The sequence below is a fragment of the Pseudomonas sp. P4_C1 genome, from assembly GCF_056402155.1.
On the sequence record NZ_JBFUHY010000011.1, the window covers coordinates 106337 to 126476 of the forward strand.

24 protein-coding genes are annotated in these 20140 nt (G+C 59.6%); 15 read left to right on the forward strand and 9 right to left on the reverse strand.

Going from position 1 to position 20140, the window contains the following annotated elements; all coding sequences use genetic code 11:
- Positions 1-222: 222 nt before the first annotated feature.
- Positions 223-657 carry a MarR family winged helix-turn-helix transcriptional regulator gene (locus AC1DU9_RS10200; protein WP_477810085.1) on the reverse strand — a complete coding sequence of 145 codons (435 nt, stop codon included), beginning with the start codon at positions 655-657 and terminating at the stop codon, positions 223-225.
- Positions 658-739: 82 nt separating this feature from the next.
- Here AC1DU9_RS10200 and AC1DU9_RS10205 point away from each other — a divergent pair, with 82 nt between their 5' ends.
- On the forward strand, positions 740-1942 hold the full coding sequence (locus tag AC1DU9_RS10205) for an aminotransferase-like domain-containing protein (protein ID WP_477810086.1): 1203 nt from the start codon (positions 740-742) through the stop codon (positions 1940-1942).
- An 80-nt stretch (positions 1943-2022) separates the two neighbouring features.
- On the opposite strand, the gene AC1DU9_RS10210 is transcribed toward AC1DU9_RS10205, so the two are convergent.
- The 5 genes from AC1DU9_RS10210 to AC1DU9_RS10230 all read right to left on the reverse strand — a co-directional run bounded on the left by AC1DU9_RS10210 (position 2023) and on the right by AC1DU9_RS10230 (position 4800).
- A complete protein-coding gene (locus tag AC1DU9_RS10210) occupies positions 2023-2394 on the reverse strand; it encodes a glutathione S-transferase N-terminal domain-containing protein (RefSeq protein WP_150724597.1) in 372 nt (123 codons plus the stop codon).
- A 104-nt stretch (positions 2395-2498) separates the two neighbouring features.
- Entirely contained in the window at positions 2499-3044 is a 546-nt protein-coding gene (folE, locus tag AC1DU9_RS10215) for a GTP cyclohydrolase I FolE (RefSeq protein WP_003204506.1), read from the reverse strand.
- Between the two features lie 77 nt (positions 3045-3121).
- Positions 3122-3679: a Smr/MutS family protein gene (locus AC1DU9_RS10220; RefSeq protein ID WP_223462187.1), complete on the reverse strand. Its 558-nt coding sequence runs from the start codon at positions 3677-3679 to the stop codon at positions 3122-3124.
- A 78-nt stretch (positions 3680-3757) separates the two neighbouring features.
- Positions 3758-4078: a hypothetical protein gene (locus AC1DU9_RS10225; protein WP_223457892.1), complete on the reverse strand. Its 321-nt coding sequence runs from the start codon at positions 4076-4078 to the stop codon at positions 3758-3760.
- A gap of 131 nt (positions 4079-4209) precedes the next feature.
- Entirely contained in the window at positions 4210-4800 is a 591-nt protein-coding gene (locus tag AC1DU9_RS10230; RefSeq protein WP_223462188.1) for a cysteine hydrolase family protein, read from the reverse strand.
- A 239-nt stretch (positions 4801-5039) separates the two neighbouring features.
- On the opposite strand from AC1DU9_RS10230, the gene prmB reads away from it, so the two are divergent.
- Entirely contained in the window at positions 5040-5948 is a 909-nt protein-coding gene (gene prmB / locus AC1DU9_RS10235) for a 50S ribosomal protein L3 N(5)-glutamine methyltransferase (protein ID WP_223462189.1), read from the forward strand.
- Between the two features lie 124 nt (positions 5949-6072).
- On the opposite strand, the gene AC1DU9_RS10240 is transcribed toward prmB, so the two are convergent.
- Both AC1DU9_RS10240 and AC1DU9_RS10245 read right to left on the reverse strand, forming a co-directional pair.
- Entirely contained in the window at positions 6073-6864 is a 792-nt protein-coding gene (locus AC1DU9_RS10240; RefSeq protein ID WP_223462190.1) for a hypothetical protein, read from the reverse strand.
- A gap of 88 nt (positions 6865-6952) precedes the next feature.
- A complete protein-coding gene (locus AC1DU9_RS10245; protein ID WP_223462191.1) occupies positions 6953-7951 on the reverse strand; it encodes an alpha/beta hydrolase in 999 nt (332 codons plus the stop codon).
- A gap of 83 nt (positions 7952-8034) precedes the next feature.
- On the opposite strand from AC1DU9_RS10245, the gene aroC reads away from it, so the two are divergent.
- Genes aroC through mtnC form a run of 5 tightly spaced genes read left to right on the forward strand, consistent with a single transcriptional unit; the run spans position 8035 to position 12184 of the window.
- The gene (aroC, locus tag AC1DU9_RS10250) at positions 8035-9126 is read left to right on the forward strand and encodes a chorismate synthase (protein ID WP_085723208.1); all 1092 of its coding nucleotides are present in this window, start codon (positions 8035-8037) and stop codon (positions 9124-9126) included.
- Positions 9127-9155: 29 nt separating this feature from the next.
- Entirely contained in the window at positions 9156-10307 is a 1152-nt protein-coding gene (locus tag AC1DU9_RS10255; protein ID WP_223462192.1) for an MFS transporter, read from the forward strand.
- A complete protein-coding gene (locus tag AC1DU9_RS10260) occupies positions 10304-10930 on the forward strand; it encodes a methylthioribulose 1-phosphate dehydratase (RefSeq protein WP_223462193.1) in 627 nt (208 codons plus the stop codon). The genes AC1DU9_RS10255 and AC1DU9_RS10260 overlap by 4 nt, the downstream gene beginning before the upstream one ends.
- A gap of 20 nt (positions 10931-10950) precedes the next feature.
- The gene (locus AC1DU9_RS10265; protein WP_223462194.1) at positions 10951-11496 is read left to right on the forward strand and encodes a 1,2-dihydroxy-3-keto-5-methylthiopentene dioxygenase; all 546 of its coding nucleotides are present in this window, start codon (positions 10951-10953) and stop codon (positions 11494-11496) included.
- A 4-nt stretch (positions 11497-11500) separates the two neighbouring features.
- Entirely contained in the window at positions 11501-12184 is a 684-nt protein-coding gene (mtnC, locus tag AC1DU9_RS10270) for an acireductone synthase (protein ID WP_223462195.1), read from the forward strand.
- A gap of 46 nt (positions 12185-12230) precedes the next feature.
- On the opposite strand, the gene AC1DU9_RS10275 is transcribed toward mtnC, so the two are convergent.
- On the reverse strand, positions 12231-12491 hold the full coding sequence (locus tag AC1DU9_RS10275) for a DUF3509 domain-containing protein (RefSeq protein WP_477810104.1): 261 nt from the start codon (positions 12489-12491) through the stop codon (positions 12231-12233).
- A gap of 370 nt (positions 12492-12861) precedes the next feature.
- Here AC1DU9_RS10275 and AC1DU9_RS10280 point away from each other — a divergent pair, with 370 nt between their 5' ends.
- The 8 genes from AC1DU9_RS10280 (at position 12862) to AC1DU9_RS10315 (ending at position 20133) form a co-directional block, all read left to right on the forward strand.
- A complete protein-coding gene (locus tag AC1DU9_RS10280; RefSeq protein ID WP_223462197.1) occupies positions 12862-14700 on the forward strand; it encodes a long-chain-acyl-CoA synthetase in 1839 nt (612 codons plus the stop codon).
- Positions 14701-14797: 97 nt separating this feature from the next.
- Entirely contained in the window at positions 14798-15316 is a 519-nt protein-coding gene (locus AC1DU9_RS10285) for an ankyrin repeat domain-containing protein (protein ID WP_223462198.1), read from the forward strand.
- 154 nt (positions 15317-15470) lie between these two features.
- Complete coding sequence (locus AC1DU9_RS10290; protein ID WP_477810087.1) at positions 15471-16001, forward strand: hypothetical protein; 531 nt, start codon at positions 15471-15473, stop codon at positions 15999-16001.
- Between the two features lie 82 nt (positions 16002-16083).
- Entirely contained in the window at positions 16084-16275 is a 192-nt protein-coding gene (locus tag AC1DU9_RS10295; RefSeq protein ID WP_007993066.1) for a PLD nuclease N-terminal domain-containing protein, read from the forward strand.
- A 266-nt stretch (positions 16276-16541) separates the two neighbouring features.
- A complete protein-coding gene (gene speE, locus AC1DU9_RS10300; RefSeq protein ID WP_477810088.1) occupies positions 16542-17417 on the forward strand; it encodes a polyamine aminopropyltransferase in 876 nt (291 codons plus the stop codon).
- Between the two features lie 144 nt (positions 17418-17561).
- The gene (locus tag AC1DU9_RS10305) at positions 17562-17795 is read left to right on the forward strand and encodes a hypothetical protein (RefSeq protein WP_477810089.1); all 234 of its coding nucleotides are present in this window, start codon (positions 17562-17564) and stop codon (positions 17793-17795) included.
- Between the two features lie 210 nt (positions 17796-18005).
- Positions 18006-18350 carry a ribonuclease E inhibitor RraB gene (locus AC1DU9_RS10310; protein WP_108218961.1) on the forward strand — a complete coding sequence of 115 codons (345 nt, stop codon included), beginning with the start codon at positions 18006-18008 and terminating at the stop codon, positions 18348-18350.
- Between the two features lie 373 nt (positions 18351-18723).
- Complete coding sequence (locus AC1DU9_RS10315; protein WP_223462202.1) at positions 18724-20133, forward strand: circularly permuted type 2 ATP-grasp protein; 1410 nt, start codon at positions 18724-18726, stop codon at positions 20131-20133.
- Positions 20134-20140: the final 7 nt, after the last annotated feature.

Below are 20140 nucleotides of genomic sequence, written 5' to 3' on the forward strand. Positions count from 1 at the left end.
CTCGCACGAAGTGGATTATGCTTTTGTATACAAAGAAAGCAAATAATGTTTTTGGTTTTGTCGACGAAATATTTGGCTTTAGGGATATATCGCCTGATAGGACGCCATCGCGGGCAAGCCACGCTCCCACAGGTTTTGTGTCGTTCGCTGACCCTGTGAACGTCGAAGACCCTGTGGGAGCGTGGCTTGCCCGCGATGACTGACTTGAGGACAGGTAGATTTTTACTGGCTTTTTCCCAGCGCCAGATTCACCGCCAACCAGCCATTCACTGCCTGTTCCCCAGCCTCACCAAACACCCGCTCCAGCAATTTCACCTGCTCACGGCGCAGCGCCTGTTCAAACCGCACGCCTTCGGCAGTCAACTCCAGCAGCCGTTTGCGCTTGTCGGTTTCGGACGCAACGCTGTCGACCAGATGCATCTCCAACAATTGCCGCAACGGCATGTTCAGCGCCTGCTTGCTCACGCCGAGCAACGCCAACAGTTCCTTGACGCTCAGGTTCGGATAGCGGGCGATGAAAAACACGATGCGCTGATGCACCCGACTCAGGCCGCGACGTTCGAGCATTTCATCGGCCTTGGCGGTGAAGGCCTGGTAGCCGAAGAAAAACGCTTCCATGGCTTGCTGCTGGGAAAGTGGGTCTTTAAGGTCAAGCATATTGACGTATCCGTTCGAGGAGGCGTAATTTCGGTCAACAAGTTTGACTCATTTTCCACATGCCTCGCTACCGGTGATCCCCATGGCTTTTTCCGAACGTGTCTCGCGCCTTAAAAGTTCTTTGATCCGTGAAATCCTCGCCGCGGCCCAGCGTCCGCAGATGATGTCGTTTGCCGGCGGTCTGCCGGCCGAAGCCATGCTGCCGAAGGTCGAGTGGACCGAGATGCCGGTGTCCATCGGCCAATATGGCATGAGCGAAGGCGAACCGGCGTTGCGTGAAGCGTTGGCCGCCGAGGCGCGAGCGTTGGGAGTGCCATGTGAGGCAAGCCAGGTAGTGGTGGTCAGCGGCTCACAGCAGACCCTCGACCTGGCCGCCAAGCTGTACATCGACAAGGGCACCGAGATCCTGCTCGAAGCGCCGACGTATCTGGCGGCACTGCAAATATTCAAGCTGTTCGGCGCCGATTGCCTGACCGTGCCGCTGGAGGCTGATGGGCCGAACTTGACGGAGTTACGCGCTCGCCTGGAACAACACCGCCCGGCTTTCATCTACCTGATACCGACCTTCCAGAATCCATCGGCGGTGCGTTACAGCGAAGCCAAACGCGACGCGGTGGCAGCGCTGCTCGATGAGTTCGGCGTCGCACTGATTGAAGACGAGCCTTACCGCGAACTGACCTTCGATGGCGGCAGTGCCACGCCGATTGTCAGTCGCTTGAAAAAGGCCAGCTGGATCTACACCGGTACCGTGTCGAAAACCCTGTTGCCGGGTTTGCGCGTTGGCTACTTGATTGCCAGCCCGGACCTGTTTCCCCATCTGTTGAAACTCAAGCAATCGGCGGACTTGCACACCAATCGGGTCGGCCAGTGGCAGGCGCTGCAATGGATCGGCACCGAGAAATATCAGCAACACCGTAGTGAGTTGCGCGATTTTTATCGGGGGCGTCGGGATGCGTTCCAATCGGCGCTGGAAACTCATTTCTCCGATCTGGCGGACTGGAACGTGCCGCAGGGCGGGCTGTTTTTCTGGCTGAAACTCAAGGAGCCGCAGGACACCCGCACCTTGCTCGACGCCGCGTTGGCTAATGACGTGGCGTTCATGCCGGGCGAGCCGTTTTTCCCCGAGCCGGATAACCATCCGGGGTATCTGCGGTTGAACTTCAGCCACATTGATCCGGCGCGGCTGGATGAGGGGCTGAGGCGGTTGGCGGCGGTGGTGCGTTCGGGATTTGCGTTGTCTGGGCCGGCCTCATCGCGAGCAAGCTCGCTCCCACAGATTTTGTGAGCGCCACAAAACCACTGTGGGAGCGAGCTTGCTCCGGGCGGCGTTCCGACGATGGCGTCAGTCATAACACCGCAAGCAAATCAGGCTGCCGCGAATCGCTTGTCCAGATAATCAATGATCACCTTGGACTCATACATCCAGGTGGTCTGGCCATTCTCTTCGATGCGCAGGCACGGCACCTTGATCTTGCCGCCTTGCTCCAGCAAGGTCTGGCGATCCTGTTCGTTGTTCTTCGCGTCGCGAAGGGCCACCGGCACATTCAGGCGGCGCAGGGTGCGGCGGGTCTTCACGCAGAACGGACAGGCGTGGAATTGATACAGGGTCAGACCCTTGGCGGCGGATTCGACTTGGGCCTGAGCGGCGGCAGGGCGCTTTTTCTTGCTTGGACGAGTAATGAAGTCGATGAAAATGATCAGTTGGCCAAGGCCGACACGAAGCGCTTTTACGAACACGTTGAAAGCCTCACGGTGATAATGAATAAGGGCGCGCAGCTTACCTGATTTTCTGCGGACGAAAAAAAACCGGCGATGAACGCCGGTTTTCTTCGTGCCGCGAATCACTTGATGAGGCTGAGGAATTCGCTGCGGGTGGCTGCGTTCTCACGGAACTCGCCGAGCATCACCGAGGTGATCATCGACGAATTCTGCTTTTCCACGCCACGCATCATCATGCACATGTGCTTGGCCTCGATCACCACCGCAACGCCCAGGGCGCCGGTGACCTGCTGGACCGCGTCGGCGATCTGGCGGCTGAGGTTTTCCTGGATCTGCAGGCGACGGGCGTACATGTCGACGATCCGCGCCACCTTCGACAGGCCCAGGACCTTGCCGCTCGGGATGTAGGCGACGTGAGCCTTGCCGATGAACGGCAGCAGGTGGTGTTCGCACAACGAGTACAACTCGATGTCCTTGACCAGCACCATTTCGCTGTTGTCGGAGCTGAACAGGGCACCGTTGGTGACCTCTTCCAGTGTCTGTTCATAGCCGCGGCAGAGGTACTGCATGGCTTTGGCGGCACGCTTTGGCGTGTCGAGCAGGCCCTCGCGGGAGACGTCCTCGCCCAGTTGGCCAAGGATCGCGGTGTAATTCTGTTCCAGGGACATGAAACTACCTGTGGGATTTTACGCAAAGGGCAAGGGTACGGTGGCGGACACGACGCTGCAAGCGTGGCGCGTCGGCTTTACTCGTCGCGACCTTCCATCATGGTGCGTTTGAGCATCACATAAACGGCTCCCGCACCGCCGTGTTTCGCCTGGCAGGAGGTGAAGCCGAGCACCTGTGGATGCTGGCGCAGCCAGGTATTGACGTGGCTTTTGATCATCGGCCGCTTGCCATCCAGGCGTACCGCCTTGCCATGGGTGACGCGTACGCAGCGGATTTCGAATTTGGTGGCTTCGGCCAGGAACGCCCAGAGGGTTTCCCGGGCCTTTTCCACGCTCATGCCGTGCAGGTCGAGGCTGCCTTCGAACGGAATCTGTCCGATCTTGAGCTTGCGCATCTGGCTTTCCTGCACGCCATCGCGGGCCCACATCAGCTCGTCTTCAGGGCCGACGTCGATGACGAACTGATCGGACAGCCCGTCTACGGTGGTGGATTCGGTGCGCACGGTGGCCGCTTGGCGCAGCATGGCGATCTGCGTGCGGTCAGCCTTGGGTTTGCCGGTTTCGGCGCGATCGTGCCTGATTGGCTTGACGCCCAGGATCGCGCTTTTGAACAGGGAAAAATCGTCGTCTTGCATGTCAGCCTCCGCGAAGGGCGGCCAGTTTACCCAACTCGAAGCGAATCGGGCGCGACAAAAACGCGTGTGACGCTTGGTTCAGTCGTGTTTTTTCATCAGGTGCGGCGACATGGCCAGTTCCCGCGACTGCCGAGAGCGACGACGGCAACGGCGCCATAGCCAGACACCGAGGTACAGCACGAACAGGCCGATGACCAGGATCACGGCAGCACCGGTGCGGCTTGTGTTCAATTCACCCAGGGCGGGTGCGTGGCCGAGCAGGCTGGCGACACCGGCCATGGCAAGCAGCACGCCGCACATCGCCAGCAACGCCGCGAACGTCGCGCCGATTCGAAAACGCCAGTTGCTTTGGCCTTTGGGCCGCAAGCGGCGAGCGTCAAAACCATCGGATAACTTCATTCCGACCTTCCTCAATGGGTATCGGCCCTTCGACCGGGAGTTGACCGGGATGTTCCTGAGGCTAAGACAATTACGGCAATTGAGAGGCTTTTGCGGATGAGCGGCATTCCAGGCCGCTCATTGAGCCTCGATCAGATCAGTTCACGGGTCAGCGCGAGGGTGGCGAAGTTGTCCCCCATGATCGCCATTTCGGTCTGATGAACGTGTTCGGCGCTGAGCACGCCGCCCTTGTAAGGCAAATCGCGAGTGGCGCAGGCATCTTCAATGAGTGTGCAGCGGAAGCCAAGGTTCTTCGCTGCGCGCACGGTGGTGCTGACGCTGGAGTGACTCATGAAACCGCAGACGATCAAGTCGAGGGCGCCGAGGTCTTCCAGGCGTTTGGCCAGTTCGGTGCCGTGGAATGCGCTTGGCAGCAATTTACCGATGACGGTCTCGTCACTCTGTGGCTCCAGGTCCGGAATGAATTCACCACCGACGCCTTGCGGGTTGAACATTCCGCCGAGGGTGCCGAGATGGCGGACATGCACGATCGGCCGGCCGGCGGCACGGGCAGCGGCGAGCAATTGCTTGATGTTCGCGACGGCCTCATCCATGCCGCTGAGGGCCAGTGGCCCGCTCAAATATTCTTTCTGGGCATCGATGATGATAAGGGTCGCATGGCTCAGTTTGGCTGCCGGATAACCGCGGCCGCTGAGTTGAAACATCGTTTTTGGAACGGACATTCTGGGGCTCCTTGGAGTGGGGCTTTTGCGACATTGTCCTCTGGCTGAGCGGTTCTGTGAATCGCTACGATCGTAGATGCCGTCGTTGCTGGCCTGTAGCCTTGTCAATAGTCGCGTTTTGTTCAATAGCCTGGCGAAAAAACGGATAACTCCTACATTTGAATCGGTAGTTTTCCCGCGTCGTCGTGACGCCGTTTGACTGGTAGAATCGCCCGTCGATTTTTCTGGAGTTTGCCGTCGTGATCACTTCCCGCCTTCGCACCCTGCGTGACCATATCCGTTGGGCCGTCAGCCGCTTCCATGGGGAGGATCTGTTTTTCGGCCATGGCACCGACAATGCCTGGGACGAAGCCCGGCAATTGGTGTTGGGTGCGCTGCACCTGCCGTGGGAAATCGCCGACAGCTACCTCGACTGCAATCTGGAAGAAGAGGAAGTCGTTCACCTGCAGCTTTTGCTCAAACGCCGTATCGAAGATCGGGTGCCTACCGCTTATCTGCTGGGCGAGGCCTGGTTCTGTGGCATGTCGTTCATCGTCGATGAGCGTGTGTTGATCCCGCGTTCACCCATCGGCGAGTTGATCGAAAATCGTTTTACTCCATGGCTGGCTAACGAGCCGGCGCGAATTCTCGACCTGTGCACCGGTTCCGGTTGCATCGGTATCGCCTGCGCCTACGAGTTCCAGCATGCCGAGGTGGTTTTGGCGGACCTGTCGTTCGAAGCGCTGGAAGTGGCCAATCAGAACATCGAGCGCCATGGTGTCGATGAGCGTGTGTACACGGTGCAGGGCGACGGTTTCGAGGGCTTGCCGGGACAACGTTTCGACCTGATCGTGTCGAACCCGCCCTACGTCGATGCGGAAGATTTCGCTGACATGCCGGACGAATACCAGCACGAACCGGAGCTGGGCCTGGCCTGCGGTGACGACGGTTTGAACCTGGTACGGCGCATGCTCGCCGAAGCGGCGGATCATTTGACCGAGAAGGGCTTGCTGATAGTCGAGGTGGGCAACAGCCAGGTGCACGTCGAGGCGTTGTACCCGGAAGTCGACTTCGCCTGGCTGGAGTTCGAGCGTGGCGGCCATGGTGTGTTCATGCTGAGCGCGCAGCAGTGCCGGGAGCATCAGGCGTTGTTCGCTTCCCGCGTTTAACCCCTGTAGGAGCGAGCCTGCTCGCGATGGGCTAAAGGGCGACGCGTTTTTCCAGAAAACACGCGTCATCGTTAACGTCCATCGCGAGCAGGCTCGCTCCTACAAGGAATGGCCGCACCGCCAACTATCGGTGCGTGGCAATCCAGATCAACAACCCCGCCTGAAACACCGCGAACGCCACCAGACAGGTGATGGTGAAACGCAGCCCGGCGTCTTCACGCTTGTACTTGCTGACTTTCTCTTCGTGCTTCTTGAGTTTGACTTCTTGCTCGGCCAGGTTCTGCTCGGCTTGCTGGAGCATCTGCGCCGCCTCGAGAATCTCCACGACCTGCAGTTTTTCGCTGTTCCAGTCGCCAGAAAGGTCGCCGACCTTGACCGGCTTGACGCTGCCTTTCAAATGTTGGGCATCGGCATACACCACGTCGAAACCGTGCACACGCAAAAAGTGATCGCGGCGCAGGCGGGTGTCTTCGTTCAGCGCATCCTTGTTGTTCAGGTCAAAGCCGTCGACGGTGTAGGTCGGCCAGCGTTTCTTCGCCCAGTTGATGCCCTGGGCCGCCAGGTAGCGGCCAATGCCACGGTTCAGCGGTTCAACCTGCAAACCGCTGTCCGGGCCGAAATGCACGCGCTTTTCGGCGTGATCGACCCACACGTCCAGATGATTCTGTTCCTTGCGTACACGCTGGCCGGGCAGGGTGATGCTCATGCGCATCAGGCTGCGTTCCTTGTCGTTGCGTTCGGCATAGCCTGATTCGACAAAGCGCAACGGGCGCCCGCCGGTGTTGCGGTCAGTCTGCAGCGGCGCCAGACGGAGCATCTTGTGGTGCTCGACGTGGACGTCCGCCCAGGGCAGCTCGACCGCCGGCGGTGCGTCAGTTTCAGCGGTGGTGTCGGGTGAAGTCTGGGTGTCGGTCATAACGGCGAGATCCTGTCCAAGCTCAGCTTGTCGCCAGGCAATGTGCTGGCGACAAAGGCTTATCGGCCGTTTTTTTCAGGACTGGAGGTTAACTGGTGCGAAGTCCGTCAATAAAACCGATGATTCGCGTGCCCAGTTCCGCCGCCAGGGGCAACTGCGGGTCTTTATAGGAGGCCAGTTGGCGTTTGACGTCGTTGGGCACGATGCGCATGACGTGGTTCATACCCTCGATCAGCGCCAGTTCGGCGTCCGGTTTGGCGGCCTTGAGCAGCCTTGCGTCATTGACGCCGACCTGGATGTCGTTGCTGCCCTGGATGATCAGCGCCGGCATTTTCAGCTTGGCAAACGCCGCGGCCGGGTCCTGGCGGAACAGGGAAATCAGGTACGGCTGCACGCTCGGACGGAAAATCGCCTGCAACGGAGGCGGCACATTGTCGTCGGGTTTCCCGGCCTTGAGGCTGTCGAGCAATTCATTGCTGCGCAGCATCAGCGGTGGAGGCAGACGATTACCCAGTTGCTCGCGGATGACCTGATCGACCGGCCTGGCGCTGCCGGAGACAGAAATCACCGCGTCGGCATCGATGCCTGGCGCCGCGAGGCTGGCGATCAAGGCGCCTTCGCTGTGCCCCAGCACGATCAGCTTGCCGAAACGCGGATCGGTCTTGAGCTTCTGACCCCATGCTTCGGCGTCGGCCACATAGGCTTCCACCGTCAGATTGCGTTCGTCCGGCGTGGCGGCCAGGCTCGCGGCCACGCCACGCTTGTCGTAACGCACGCTGGCAATGTTGTGTTTGGCCAGCACCCAGGCCAGGCGCTTGAGGCTGTCATTGCGCCCGCCGTCGGCGTTGTTTCCGTCACGATCCGTAGGGCCGGAGCCGGAAATGATCAGGACGACCGGCACTGGATTGTCGGATTTTGGCAGTAACAGCGAGCCGAAAAGCTCGCCGGTGCCGGTATCCAATGTGATCGGTCGTTGCAGGACAGTCGCCTGGGCAAAGCCGGAAATCAGGGTAAGGCTCAAGGCAAGAACTCGCAGCATCATCGCGCCATCATTCAGAAGATGCCGGTTGGACTCACAGGCACCCATAAGGTTCGAGGATGAACTACTTGGGTAGCCTGCGTATACTGGCGCGCATTACGTATTCAGGTTCATTTCACGGAGCGTCCTGCATGTCCGGCAATACCTACGGCAAGCTGTTCACTGTCACCACCGCGGGCGAAAGCCATGGTCCGGCGTTGGTCGCCATTGTCGATGGCTGCCCGCCGGGCCTGGAGATATCCCTGGAGGATCTGCAGCGTGACCTGGACCGCCGCAAACCCGGCACCAGCCGCCACACCACCCAGCGCCAGGAAGCCGACGAAGTCGAAATCCTCTCCGGCGTGTTCGAAGGTCGCACCACCGGTTGCGCCATCGGCTTGTTGATCCGCAACACCGACCAGAAGTCCAAGGACTACTCGGCGATCAAGGATCTGTTCCGCCCGGCCCACGCCGACTACACCTACCATCACAAGTACGGCGAGCGCGACTACCGCGGCGGCGGTCGCAGCTCGGCCCGTGAAACCGCAATGCGCGTTGCGGCCGGTGCGATTGCGAAAAAATACCTGGCCAGCCAGGGCATCGTCATTCGCGGCTACATGAGCCAGCTGGGGCCGATTGAAATCCCGTTCAAGACCTGGGATTCAGTGGAGCAGAACGCCTTTTTCAGTCCGGACCCGGACAAAGTGCCGGAACTGGAAGCCTACATGGACCAGTTGCGCCGAGACCAGGATTCGGTCGGCGCAAAGATTACCGTGGTCGCCGAAGGCGTGATGCCGGGCCTGGGCGAACCGATCTTCGACCGTCTCGACGCCGAACTGGCCCATGCGCTGATGAGCATCAACGCGGTCAAGGGTGTGGAAATCGGCGCCGGTTTCGCCAGCGTCGCCCAGCGTGGCACCGAGCATCGCGATGAAATGACCCCGCAAGGTTTCCTCAGCAACAACGCGGGCGGCATTCTCGGCGGTATTTCCTCCGGTCAGCCAATCGTTGCGCACCTGGCGCTTAAGCCGACGTCGAGCATCACCACGCCGGGCCGTTCCATCGACATCCATGGCAACCCGGTGGAAGTGATCACCAAGGGCCGTCACGACCCGTGCGTCGGCATCCGCGCCACGCCGATTGCCGAGGCGATGATGGCCATCGTGCTGATGGATCACCTGCTGCGTCACCGTGGGCAGAACGCCGATGTGCGTGTGAGCACGCCGGTGCTGGGTCAGCTGTAAATGGCTGACCTCATGGTCGCAGCCGTCTGATGGCGACTGCGGCGCTCCCGTACTGGCGGCTCTCCAGTTTCTATCTGTTCTATTTCGCCTTGCTCGGTTCGACAGCGCCGTTTCTGGCGCTGTACTTCGATCACCTCGGATTCAGTGCCGCGCGCATCGGTGAACTGGTGGCGATCCCGATGCTGATGCGCTGCGTGGCGCCGAACATCTGGGGCTGGCTGGGCGACTACAGCGGTCGGCGGCTGGCCATCGTGCGTTTCGGCGCGGTGTGCACGCTGCTGACGTTCTCGCTGATTTTCGTCAGCAAGACCTACGCCTGGCTGGCAATGGTCATGGCCTTGCACGCGTTCTTCTGGCACGCGGTGCTGCCGCAGTTCGAAGTCATCACCCTGGCGCATTTGCAGGGCCAGACCTCGCGCTACAGCCAGATTCGCCTGTGGGGCTCGATCGGTTTCATCATCACCGTGGTCGCGCTGGGTCGGCTGTTCGAATGGCTGAGCCTGGACATCTACCCGGCGGCGCTGGTGCTGATCATGGCCGGCATCGTACTCAGTAGCCTGTGGGTGCCCAATGCCCAACCGGCGCCGGGCAACCGGGTGACGGGGGAAGGATTTCTCAAGCAATTGCGCAGCCCCGGCGTGTTGGCCTTTTACGCCTGTGTGGCGCTGATGCAGATGAGTCACGGACCGTATTACACGTTCTTGACCTTGCATCTTGAGCACCTGGGGTACAGCCGTGGCGTGATCGGCATGCTCTGGGCGGTCGGCGTGGTCGCCGAAGTCCTGATGTTTCTGGCCATGAGTCGGATCTTCGCGCGTTTTTCCCTGCGCCGGGTGCTGATGGCGAGTTTTCTGCTGGCGGCGCTACGCTGGTTACTGCTCGGCTCGTTGGCCGAATTTTTGTGGGTGCTGTTGTTCGCCCAGGTGTTGCACGCGGCGACATTCGGCAGCTTTCACGCCGCTGCCATTTCATTCGTGCAACGTAGCTTCGGTGCGCGCCAGCAAGGTCAGGGCCAGGCACTGTATGCCGCCCTGGCCGGCACCGGTGGTGCATTGGGCGCGTTGTATTCCGGTTACAGCTGGAACGCCCTCGGTGCGGCATGGACCTTTAGTATTGCCAGTCTCGCAGCCGTCGCGGCTGCCGTTATCATTGCCACACGTATGCAAGAGGACAGGCCATGAGCCTTACCCGTGAACACCTCGCCCAGGAAATCATCGACGCCGGGCGTTTTCTGTACGGCCGCGGCTGGTCGCCGGCCACCAGCAGCAATTATTCGACCCGCCTGTCGCCGACCGAAGCCTTGCTGACCGTGTCCGGCAAGCACAAGGGGCAACTCGGCATGGACGATGTGCTGGCCACTGACCTGTCAGGCAACAGCCTGGAACCGGGCAAGAAACCGTCCGCCGAAACCCTGTTGCACACCCAGCTCTACAGCTGGCGTCCGGAGATCGGTGCGGTGTTGCACACCCATTCGGTGAATGCCACCGTGCTGTCGCGCCTGACGTCGCAAGACTTCATCGAGTTCGAAGACTACGAACTGCAAAAAGCCTTCAGCGGTGTGACCACCCACGAATCCCGGGTGCGGGTGCCGATTTTCGACAACGATCAGGATATTGCGCGCCTGGCCGCCAAGGTGCAGCCTTGGCTTGACGCCCATCCCGATTGCGTCGGCTACCTGATCCGCGGGCACGGCCTCTACACCTGGGGCGCGCGCATGAGCGATGCCCTGCGGCAGATCGAGGCCTTTGAATTTTTGTTCGAGTGCGAGTTGAAGATGCGCTCGCTCCTGAACTTTAAAGCATGAACCGTTAAGGAGTTGCCCTGATGAGCAGCCTGTCCGTTTATCACGTCTCCAGCCCTGAAATCCCCAACAAGGTGCTGACCCATTTCGAAGACATCGCCTCGACCCTGGCTGAGCAGGGCGTGCGTTTCGACCGCTGGCAGGCCGCCACAAAACTCCAGCCGGGCGCCAGCCAGGATGAAGTGATCGCCGCCTATCAAGAGCAAATCGACAAGCTGATGACCGAACGCGGTTACATCACCGTTGACGTGATCAGCCTCAACAGCGACCACCCGCAAAAAGCCGAATTGCGTGCCAAGTTCCTCAACGAACACCGCCATGGCGAAGATGAAGTACGATTTTTCGTCGCCGGCCGTGGCCTGTTTACCCTGCACATCGACGATTACGTCTACGCAGTGCTCTGCGAGAAAAACGACCTGATCTCGGTGCCGGCGGGCACCAAACACTGGTTCGACATGGGCGAGCACCCGCATTTCATTGCGATCCGTCTGTTCAACAACCCGGAAGGCTGGGTGGCCAACTTCACCGGCGAAGACATCGCCAGCCAATTCCCGCGCCTGGAGGACTGAGTCGATGCCGATCAAAGCGATTCTCACCGACATCGAAGGCACCACCAGCGCGGTGAGTTTTGTGTTCGACGTGCTGTTTCCTTACGCGGCGAAGCATCTGCCGGACTTCGTTCGTGAGCACGCCGGGCGTGTAGACGTGGCGGCACAGTTGGACGCCGTGCGCCGAGACAGCAATGAGCCGGACGCCGATGTCGAACGCGTTGTCGAGATCCTGCTGGGCTGGATTGCCGAAGACCGCAAGGCCACGCCGTTGAAAGCGTTGCAGGGCATGGTCTGGGCGCAGGGCTATCTGGCCGGGCAGTTGAAGGGGCACGTGTACCCGGACGCCGTTGAAGCGCTCAAGCGCTGGCATCAGGAAGGCTTTCAACTTTTTGTTTATTCGTCCGGTTCGATCCAGGCGCAGAAGCTTATCTTCGGCTGCTCCGAGGCGGGGGATCTGACGCCGTTGTTCAGTGGTTACTTCGATACCACTTCAGGGCCCAAGCGCGAGGCGCAGTCTTACGCCAACATCACCCAGGCGATCAACCTTGAGGCAGGGCAGATTCTGTTTCTGTCGGACATCGTCGAAGAGCTCGACGCGGCGCGCACGGCGGGGATGGCTACTTGCGGACTGGCCCGCGAAGGCGGCGAACTGGCGGGGCATGTCACTGTGGACAGCTTTGCGCGGATAAATCCTGCTGCCTTCTAAGCACTACACCACTTGTAGGAGCGAGCCTGCTCGCGATTGCGGAGTGTCAGTCAACGTCAATGTTGAATGACAGATTGCAATCGCGAGCCGGCAGCTCACTGGCTTGTTCGGCGAGGTCACGGCGAATCGCGCTGATGACCCAGGACAGTTGATCACCATTGTGCAATTGCTGGTAGGAGATCGAGCGTATGAATTCTCTGCCGTCGGCGCTGCGCAAGGTCAGCAGAATCCCGCCATCAGGGCGGTCCTGGGTAGTGACTGCGAAGTTGGAGAACAAGGACGAAAATTTTTCCTGGATAAGGCTCATGTCGTTCAGCTCCATGATGACTTGAATGGCAAGCATGGAGAGACTGTTGCAGTCTTTGTGCCATTCATTTCAGCTGAACAATATTAAGTAAAATCAACATGTTACGGTTTTGAGTGATTTTCGCTTTCGTGCAATCTGCATGAATGGCCATCGTGCATCCTGCATTTTGCAGGTACGTCGGCGACTCGATGGAACCAATTGGCGCGCACGGGATCATCTTCGCGCAGCGCTATTGCGGATCAAGATCGCGGATCAAGATCGCAGATACAAAACATTTCAAAAACCGCGTGTACAGCTCAAGAACCGTTGACGTATTTTCGGGCTCAGTCATCGCCACCCGACAATAAAAAAAGATCGAACGGGAGCAATCATGAGCCGTATGTCGAACGACACGATTACCTGGGGCATGATGCTCCGCAAGTTGCCTTCCATCGCCAAAGCCATCCCCCGGGTGGTGAAGGGGATGAAGGCCGCCAACGTCAAGGACCCGACCCAAGCGTGTGGTTTAGGCTGGAGTTTCGAGCAAGCTGCGTTGCGCAACCCGGATGGCCCGGCGCTGTTGCAAGGCGACGTAACGCTCAGTTACTCCGAGGCCAACCAATGGGCCAACCGCATTGCCCATCACCTGATCGGCCAAGGCATCGGCAAGGGTGATGTGGTGGCGGTCTTTATCGAGAACCGTCCGGAACTGCTGGTGACGATTCTTGCGGTGGCCAAGGTCGGCGCGATCAGTGCGCTGCTCAATACCTCGCAGACCCGCGACACCCTGGTGCACAGTGTGAATCTGGTGGCGCCGGTGGCGATCATTGTCGGTGAGGAGTTGGTCCCCGCGTACCTGGCGGTACGTGATCGGGTGTCGATCAAGGCTGACCGGACCTGGTTCGTCGCCGATCAGGACACCTCTCGCCAACCGGGTATCGCGCCTGAAGGTTTCGTCAACCTGATGACCGCCAGTCTCGACGATGCCAGCGACAACCCGCCCAGCAGCCAGCAGATTTTCTTCGACGATCCCTGTTTTTATATCTACACCTCGGGTACCACTGGGCTGCCCAAGGCTGGCGTGTTCAAGCACGGACGCTGGATGCGCAGCTCTGCGAGCTTCGGCATGATCGCCCTGGACATGCGCCCCGACGATGTCGTCTATTGCACCTTGCCGCTGTACCACGCCACGGGCCTTTGCGTGTGCTGGGGGTCGGCCGTCAGTGGTGCCAGTGGGTTCGCCATCCGCCGCAAATTCAGCGCCAGTCAGTTCTGGAACGATGCGCGCAAGTACCGGGCGACAACCATCGGTTATGTCGGCGAACTGTGCCGCTACCTGGTCGATCAACCGCCCTGCGCCGACGACAGCCGGCACGATGTGAAGAAAATGATCGGCAACGGCTTGCGTCCCGGTGCCTGGAACGAGTTCAAGACCCGCTTTGCGGTGAATCACATCTGCGAGCTGTACGCCGCCAGTGACGGCAATATCGGCTTCACCAATATTCTTAACTTCGACAACACCATCGGTTTTTCCCTGATGCGCTGGGAGTTGGTCGCTTACGACCACGACAGCGGCGCGCCGATTCGTCAGGCCAACGGCCTGATGCGCAAGGTCGCCAAGGGTGAGCAGGGGTTGTTGCTGGCAAAAATCGACGACAAGGCGCCCCTGGACGGCTACACCGATCCGCAGAAAACCGCCAAGGTCGTGCTTCAGGATGTGTTCGAAAAGGGCGACCGCTACTTCAACACCGGCGACCTGTTGCGCAACATCGGCTTTGGGCATGCGCAGTTTGTCGACCGCCTGGGCGACACCTACCGCTGGAAGGGCGAAAACGTCTCGACCACGGAGGTCGAAAACATCCTCCTGCAACACCCGCTTGTTTCCGAAGCCGTGGCCTATGGCGTGGAAATCCGCAACACCAATGGCCGGGCCGGGATGGCGGCGATTACCCCGGCCGAATCCCTGGCAACCCTGGACTTCAGTGAACTGCTGGCGTTCGCTCGCGAGCAAATGCCGGCCTATGCGGTGCCGCTGTTCCTGCGGGTGAAAGTGAAAATGGAAACCACCGGGACTTTCAAGTATCAGAAGACCCGACTCAAGGACGAGGGCTTTGACCCGGATAAAACCGGAGATGACCCGATCTATGCCTGGCTGCCGGGGACCCGGACTTACGTACAGGTCACGCAGCAGTTGTTGTCTGACATCCACGGCGGCAAGTACCGCTATTGAATCTGGCTATGGCGGCCCATGAGAAAAAACAAGTGACAGTGCCGGGGCCGCTCGGGAAACTGTCGGCTTTTACGAATGACAGAAAAGGGAGTGCCCAATGTCAGACAAAAGCCGCCAGATGACCCCCGAAGAAGCCGCCGAATTCACCGAACAGGTATTCAACAAGGCACGGGAGGGCGATGCGGCGATGATGGCCGCGCTGCTGACCAAGGGTTTGCCGCCGAACCTGCGTAATCACAAGGGCGATACCTTGCTGATGCTGGCCGCTTATCACGGTCATGTGGACACGGTAAAAGTCCTGCTCGAGCACAAGGCCGATCCGGAGATCCGCAACGACAACGGCCAGAGCCCGATTGCCGGCGCCGCTTTCAAAGGCGACCTGGCGGTGATCAAGGCATTGGTCGAAGGTGGCGCGCAGGTTGAAGGTTCGTCCTTCGATGGCCGGACGGCACTGATGATGGCGGCGATGTTCAACCGCGTCGAAGTGGTCGATTACCTGATCAGCAAGGGTGCCGACCCGAAAGCCAAGGACGCCAATGGCATCACCGCGCTGGAAGCGGCCAAGACCATGGGGGCTTCCGATACGGTTGCTCAGCTTGAGAAGCTGATTGGCTGATTGCTTTAAAAGATCGCAGCCTTCGGCAGCTCCTACATTGAGTGGCGTATACCTGTAGGAGCTGCCGAAGGCTGCGATCTTTTTTGGGCATTCGAATCCATCCTTGCGCTATCCTTCGCGCCCTCAATACTCCCCTCGCTACAGGATCCGCCCCATGAAAGCTGCACTCGTCGAACTCATCAGCAAAATCAGCTCCGGGTGCATGGGCGAAGACGAAATTCTCAAGATCGCGGACGAAGCAGCCCAGGCCTACGCCGATCCGCAGGCTTTTCTGACTGCCAATCCGGACATCAACTACGACGACAGCTTCCCGATCCCGTTGGGTGAGTGGGTGGTGGTCGGCAGCCTGCCGGAAACGGTGCTGTTCCAGGCTGACACCTACATGGATCTGTTCGCGCAAATCGTCGCGTCGTTCGGCCCGGGGGTGGAATTCAATCTCAAGCCCAAGCAACTGGCCAAGACCGAAGCCCTGACCGCGCTCAATCGCATCCAGGTGCAGATGAGCAGCCTGAACAAGGAAAACGGCGGCTACACGCTGATGAACTTCAGCCAGTTGCTCGATGACGAGTTGCAGGTGGTGCTGGTCTACGGCAATGACGTGCCACGGGTGCTGGAATTGTGCACTGAAGCCGGTATCGCAGCCGCGCCATCCCTGGAAGCCCTGAAAGTGGCGATCCACGTCTGATAGCCAAACACTGTCAATAAAAAGGAACCCTCGCGACGACCGTCTATCCTGAGAGGGCAAATCACTCTTTGGGAGCGACACCATGGGTTCCACGTTCAACAGCCTGGTTGCCTTGATCATTTTTGCCCTGGACATCTGGGCCATCATCAACGTTTTCAAAAGTAGCGCCGAGACCGGGATGAAAATCCTCTGGGTGCTGTTGATCGCGCTATTGCCAGTGCTGGGACTGATCATCTGGGCCATCGCCGGGCCACGGGGCAACGTCAAATTCTGAACAGGCGACACTGAACCTGTGGGAGCGTGGCTTGCCCGCGATGCAGACGCCTCGGACTGTCAGATGCACCGCGGTGATCCCATCGTCGGATCGCCGTCCGGACCAAGCCCGCTCCCACAGGATTATGGCAAGTCGAACAAGTGAGGTTCGACCTGTCATGTTCCGCGACGTAGAATGCGCGCCTTTCCCGGTCAATCGAGACGCTCGATTGGCCATCATGGGCGGGTAACCGTCCGTTGCCACCCGCATTCATCGGAGCACTTCCCATGAGCATCACCCCGACCAGCGACTACCTGGAAACCCTCTACGAAGGCTACGGCCAGCGTTTTCGCATGGAAAAACTGCTGCACGAAGTGCGCACCGAACACCAGCACCTGGTGATCTTCGAGAACCCGCGCATGGGCCGGGTGATGGCACTGGACGGCGTGATCCAGACCACCGAAGCCGACGAGTTCATCTACCACGAAATGCTCACCCACGTGCCGATCTTCGCCCATGGCGCCGCCAAGCGCGTGCTGATCATTGGCGGCGGCGATGGCGGCATGTTGCGTGAAGTGGCCAAGCACCGCAGTGTCGAGCACATCACCATGGTCGAGATCGACGGCACCGTGGTCGACATGTGCAAGGAATTCCTGCCGAACCACTCCAAGGGTGCATTCGATGATCCACGCCTGAACCTGGTGATCGACGACGGCATGCGTTTCGTCGCCACCACCACTGAAAAGTTCGACGTGATCATTTCCGACTCCACCGACCCGATCGGTCCGGGTGAAGTGCTGTTCTCGGAAAACTTCTACCAGGCCTGTCACCGCTGCTTGAACGAAGGCGGCATCCTGGTGACGCAGAACGGCACGCCGTTCATGCAGATCGAAGAAGTGAAGACCACCGCCGGTCGCTTGCGCAGCCTGTTCCCGGACTGGCACTTCTACCAGGCCGCCGTGCCGACCTACATCGGTGGCTCGATGACCTTCGCCTGGGGCGCGACCAATACCGCTTATCGCAAGTTGTCCCGCGAAACCCTGCAACAGCGCTTCACGGGCAGCGGCATCATCACCCGCTACTACAATCCTGAAATCCACATCGGCGCCTTCGCCCTGCCGCAATACGTGTTGCAGGCAGTGAACAAGCCAAGCAACGACTGATCTTTCAGTCCACGCACCAAACCTGTGGGAGCGAGCAGGCTCGCTCCCACATTGAAATGCAGCGGAACAAGGCGGAACAATCAGCCGGCTAACAAGGTCGAGATAGGGGTAAACCCATGCATGGGTTTCATCAAGGAGGCACCAATGCAAAAGTGGAAAGTCACTTTCATGGATGATCATGGCGAAACCATCAACGAAGTCTTTGAGTGCCCCGAGCGCCCGGACTACGAGCGTGCCGCCAGGCTCATCAAGGCCCGGCTTCTTCCTGTCGCCGCCGAACTGGATCTGAACGATCTGGAAGGGCGGACCAGTGACGCGAGCGTCAAAGAGCTCAAATCCCAGAACAGCATTCAAATCCTCGGCATTACCCCAGTCTGAGCGACACCTCCCGCATTCACATCCAGGCCTTGGCAGAGGCTCTATCTTGAGGCTACTCTGCAAGCGAGATCAGCGAACGGATCGCTAAGGTCTGGTCTTGTCAGCTCCATGCTTGTTTCCCGCCGGCACATCGGTTGCCGTCGCTCGCGCTGTTCGGTTGCGGGTGAGGGAGTACGGAAAGTCTATCCATCGTATTGAGGAGGACGTTTCATGAGCACAGCCTATCAAGAAGACATCAGCAGCAGCGTTCTGCGCCGCATGAAAGAAGGCGGTTTTGACTTTTCACGGTTTCATCCCATCGAGTTCTACGCCATTTTCCCGGATGAGGAGCGGGCACGCAGGGCGGCAGGTCATTTCCACCGTGGTGAATCCCTGAATGCGCAAGTCAGTGTGCGTGACGATGGCGCCTGGGCGCTGGAGTTGTGCAAAGTCATGTATGCCACCTACGACGACATCGGCGATTTCGAACAGGGTTTCGAAGCGGTGGTCGAGCCGTTGGGCGGCATCATCGAAGGCTGGGGTGTGAAACAGGAGGTACGAGGGCGACTCGCATAACCTTATGAGCAGTGACAACCAGCATTGACGGCTGACCTTCGGGTTGGCCGTTTTCGTTTTCGCCGACAGGATATTGAACACGACCCCGTAGGAGCTGCGGTGCGGCGATCCGACTTGCCAGTGAAGGCGTCCCCGAAGAGCGACACATGACTCATGGGCCCCTTCGCCAGCAAGCTGGCTCCTACAGACTATGCTGGTGATAGGCGATCACAGCGCCTTGCAATGAAGCGGGGGCAATCAGGTTGGGGCATTTGTCGCACAGGATTGGTGCGGTGCGTGCGTCTTGATTATCCAACCGATTGAAATCTAAGCGTTTATGCCGATGGCACGGGCCTTGCGAAGGTCTGGACGTCCGAGTGACAAGGAGTACGGCATGATCCGCAACTATTTTGATGAGATGTACGATGCCGGCGGCCAGGTCCGCCCGCATTATCGGGAGTTTGCCCGTTGGCTGGCCGAGACGCCTGACGAGCTTCTGGCACAACGGCGACGCGAGGCCGATCTGTTGTTTCATCGCGCCGGGATAACCTTCACGCTCTACGGTGATGAGCAGGGGACAGAGCGCCTGATTCCCTTCGACACCATTCCCCGCAGTATCCCCGCCAGTGAATGGCGGGTCGTCGAGCGCGGCTGCATCCAGCGGGTCAAGGCGTTGAACATGTTCCTCGCCGACCTCTACCACGAGCAGCGCATCATCAAGGCCGGCATCATTCCGGCCGAGCAGGTGCTGGCCAACGAGCAGTACCAGTTGGCGATGCAGGGCCTGGATTTGCACCGCGATATCTATTCGCACATCTCCGGCGTCGACCTGGTGCGCGACGGCGACGGCACCTACTACGTGCTCGAAGACAATCTGCGTACACCGAGCGGCGTCAGTTACATGCTCGAAGACCGCAAGATGATGATGCGGCTGTTCCCCGAGCTGTTCGCGGCACAACGCATCGCTCCCATCGACCACTACCCGAACCTGCTGCTCGATACCCTGAAAAGCTCAAGTCCCATCGACAATCCAAGCGTGGTGGTGCTGACACCCGGCCGCTTCAACAGCGCGTTCTTCGAACATGCGTTTCTCGCGCGGGAAATGGGTGTGGAACTGGTGGAGGGCGCGGACCTGTTCGTGCGTGACGACAAGGTCTACATGCGCACCACCGACGGGCCGAAAGCGGTCGACGTGATTTATCGTCGCCTTGACGACGCCTTCCTCGATCCGCTGGCGTTCAACCCGGAATCGATGCTCGGCGTGCCGGGACTGCTGTCGTCCTACCGTTCCGGCAACGTGGTGCTGGCCAATGCCATCGGCACGGGGGTGGCGGATGACAAGTCGGTGTATCCGTTCGTTACCGACATGATCCGTTTCTACCTGGACGAAGAACCGATCCTGAAGAACGTGCCGACCTGGCAATGCCGTAATCCGTCTGAGCTTTCCCACGTGCTGGCCAATCTTCCAGAACTGGTGGTCAAGGAAACCCAAGGCTCCGGCGGGTACGGAATGCTGGTGGGGCCGGCAGCGACGGCGGCGGAAATCGAAGCCTTCCGCGCGCGGATCATCGCCAAACCCCATGCGTATATCGCACAACCGACGCTGTCGCTGTCGACCTGTCCGACCTTTGTCGAAAGCGGCATCGCGCCGCGCCACATCGACTTGCGGCCGTTTGTCCTGTCGGGCCGCGAAACCCGGGTCGTGCCCGGCGGTTTGACCCGCGTCGCCCTGCGCGAAGGCTCCCTGGTGGTCAATTCCTCCCAGGGCGGCGGAACCAAGGACACCTGGGTGGTCGAGGATTAAAGGAAGC

Bases quoted from the DNA above. Each gene is read 5' to 3' on its own strand.
- AC1DU9_RS10200 (WP_477810085.1), bottom strand. From the start codon at position 657: ATGCTTGACCTTAAAGACCCACTTTCCCAGCAGCAAGCCATGGAAGCG.
- AC1DU9_RS10205 (WP_477810086.1), top strand. From the start codon at position 740: ATGGCTTTTTCCGAACGTGTCTCGCGCCTTAAAAGTTCTTTGATCCGT.
- folE (WP_003204506.1), bottom strand. From the start codon at position 3,044: ATGTCCCTGGAACAGAATTACACCGCGATCCTTGGCCAACTGGGCGAG.
- AC1DU9_RS10220 (WP_223462187.1), bottom strand. From the start codon at position 3,679: ATGCAAGACGACGATTTTTCCCTGTTCAAAAGCGCGATCCTGGGCGTC.
- AC1DU9_RS10225 (WP_223457892.1), bottom strand. From the start codon at position 4,078: ATGAAGTTATCCGATGGTTTTGACGCTCGCCGCTTGCGGCCCAAAGGC.
- AC1DU9_RS10230 (WP_223462188.1), bottom strand. From the start codon at position 4,800: ATGTCCGTTCCAAAAACGATGTTTCAACTCAGCGGCCGCGGTTATCCG.
- AC1DU9_RS10240 (WP_223462190.1), bottom strand. From the start codon at position 6,864: ATGACCGACACCCAGACTTCACCCGACACCACCGCTGAAACTGACGCA.
- AC1DU9_RS10245 (WP_223462191.1), bottom strand. From the start codon at position 7,951: ATGGGTGCCTGTGAGTCCAACCGGCATCTTCTGAATGATGGCGCGATG.
- aroC (WP_085723208.1), top strand. From the start codon at position 8,035: ATGTCCGGCAATACCTACGGCAAGCTGTTCACTGTCACCACCGCGGGC.
- AC1DU9_RS10255 (WP_223462192.1), top strand. From the start codon at position 9,156: ATGGCGACTGCGGCGCTCCCGTACTGGCGGCTCTCCAGTTTCTATCTG.
- AC1DU9_RS10260 (WP_223462193.1), top strand. From the start codon at position 10,304: ATGAGCCTTACCCGTGAACACCTCGCCCAGGAAATCATCGACGCCGGG.
- AC1DU9_RS10265 (WP_223462194.1), top strand. From the start codon at position 10,951: ATGAGCAGCCTGTCCGTTTATCACGTCTCCAGCCCTGAAATCCCCAAC.
- mtnC (WP_223462195.1), top strand. From the start codon at position 11,501: ATGCCGATCAAAGCGATTCTCACCGACATCGAAGGCACCACCAGCGCG.
- AC1DU9_RS10275 (WP_477810104.1), bottom strand. From the start codon at position 12,491: ATGAGCCTTATCCAGGAAAAATTTTCGTCCTTGTTCTCCAACTTCGCA.
- AC1DU9_RS10280 (WP_223462197.1), top strand. From the start codon at position 12,862: ATGAGCCGTATGTCGAACGACACGATTACCTGGGGCATGATGCTCCGC.
- AC1DU9_RS10285 (WP_223462198.1), top strand. From the start codon at position 14,798: ATGTCAGACAAAAGCCGCCAGATGACCCCCGAAGAAGCCGCCGAATTC.
- AC1DU9_RS10290 (WP_477810087.1), top strand. From the start codon at position 15,471: ATGAAAGCTGCACTCGTCGAACTCATCAGCAAAATCAGCTCCGGGTGC.
- AC1DU9_RS10295 (WP_007993066.1), top strand. From the start codon at position 16,084: ATGGGTTCCACGTTCAACAGCCTGGTTGCCTTGATCATTTTTGCCCTG.
- speE (WP_477810088.1), top strand. From the start codon at position 16,542: ATGAGCATCACCCCGACCAGCGACTACCTGGAAACCCTCTACGAAGGC.
- AC1DU9_RS10305 (WP_477810089.1), top strand. From the start codon at position 17,562: ATGCAAAAGTGGAAAGTCACTTTCATGGATGATCATGGCGAAACCATC.
- AC1DU9_RS10310 (WP_108218961.1), top strand. From the start codon at position 18,006: ATGAGCACAGCCTATCAAGAAGACATCAGCAGCAGCGTTCTGCGCCGC.
- AC1DU9_RS10315 (WP_223462202.1), top strand. From the start codon at position 18,724: ATGATCCGCAACTATTTTGATGAGATGTACGATGCCGGCGGCCAGGTC.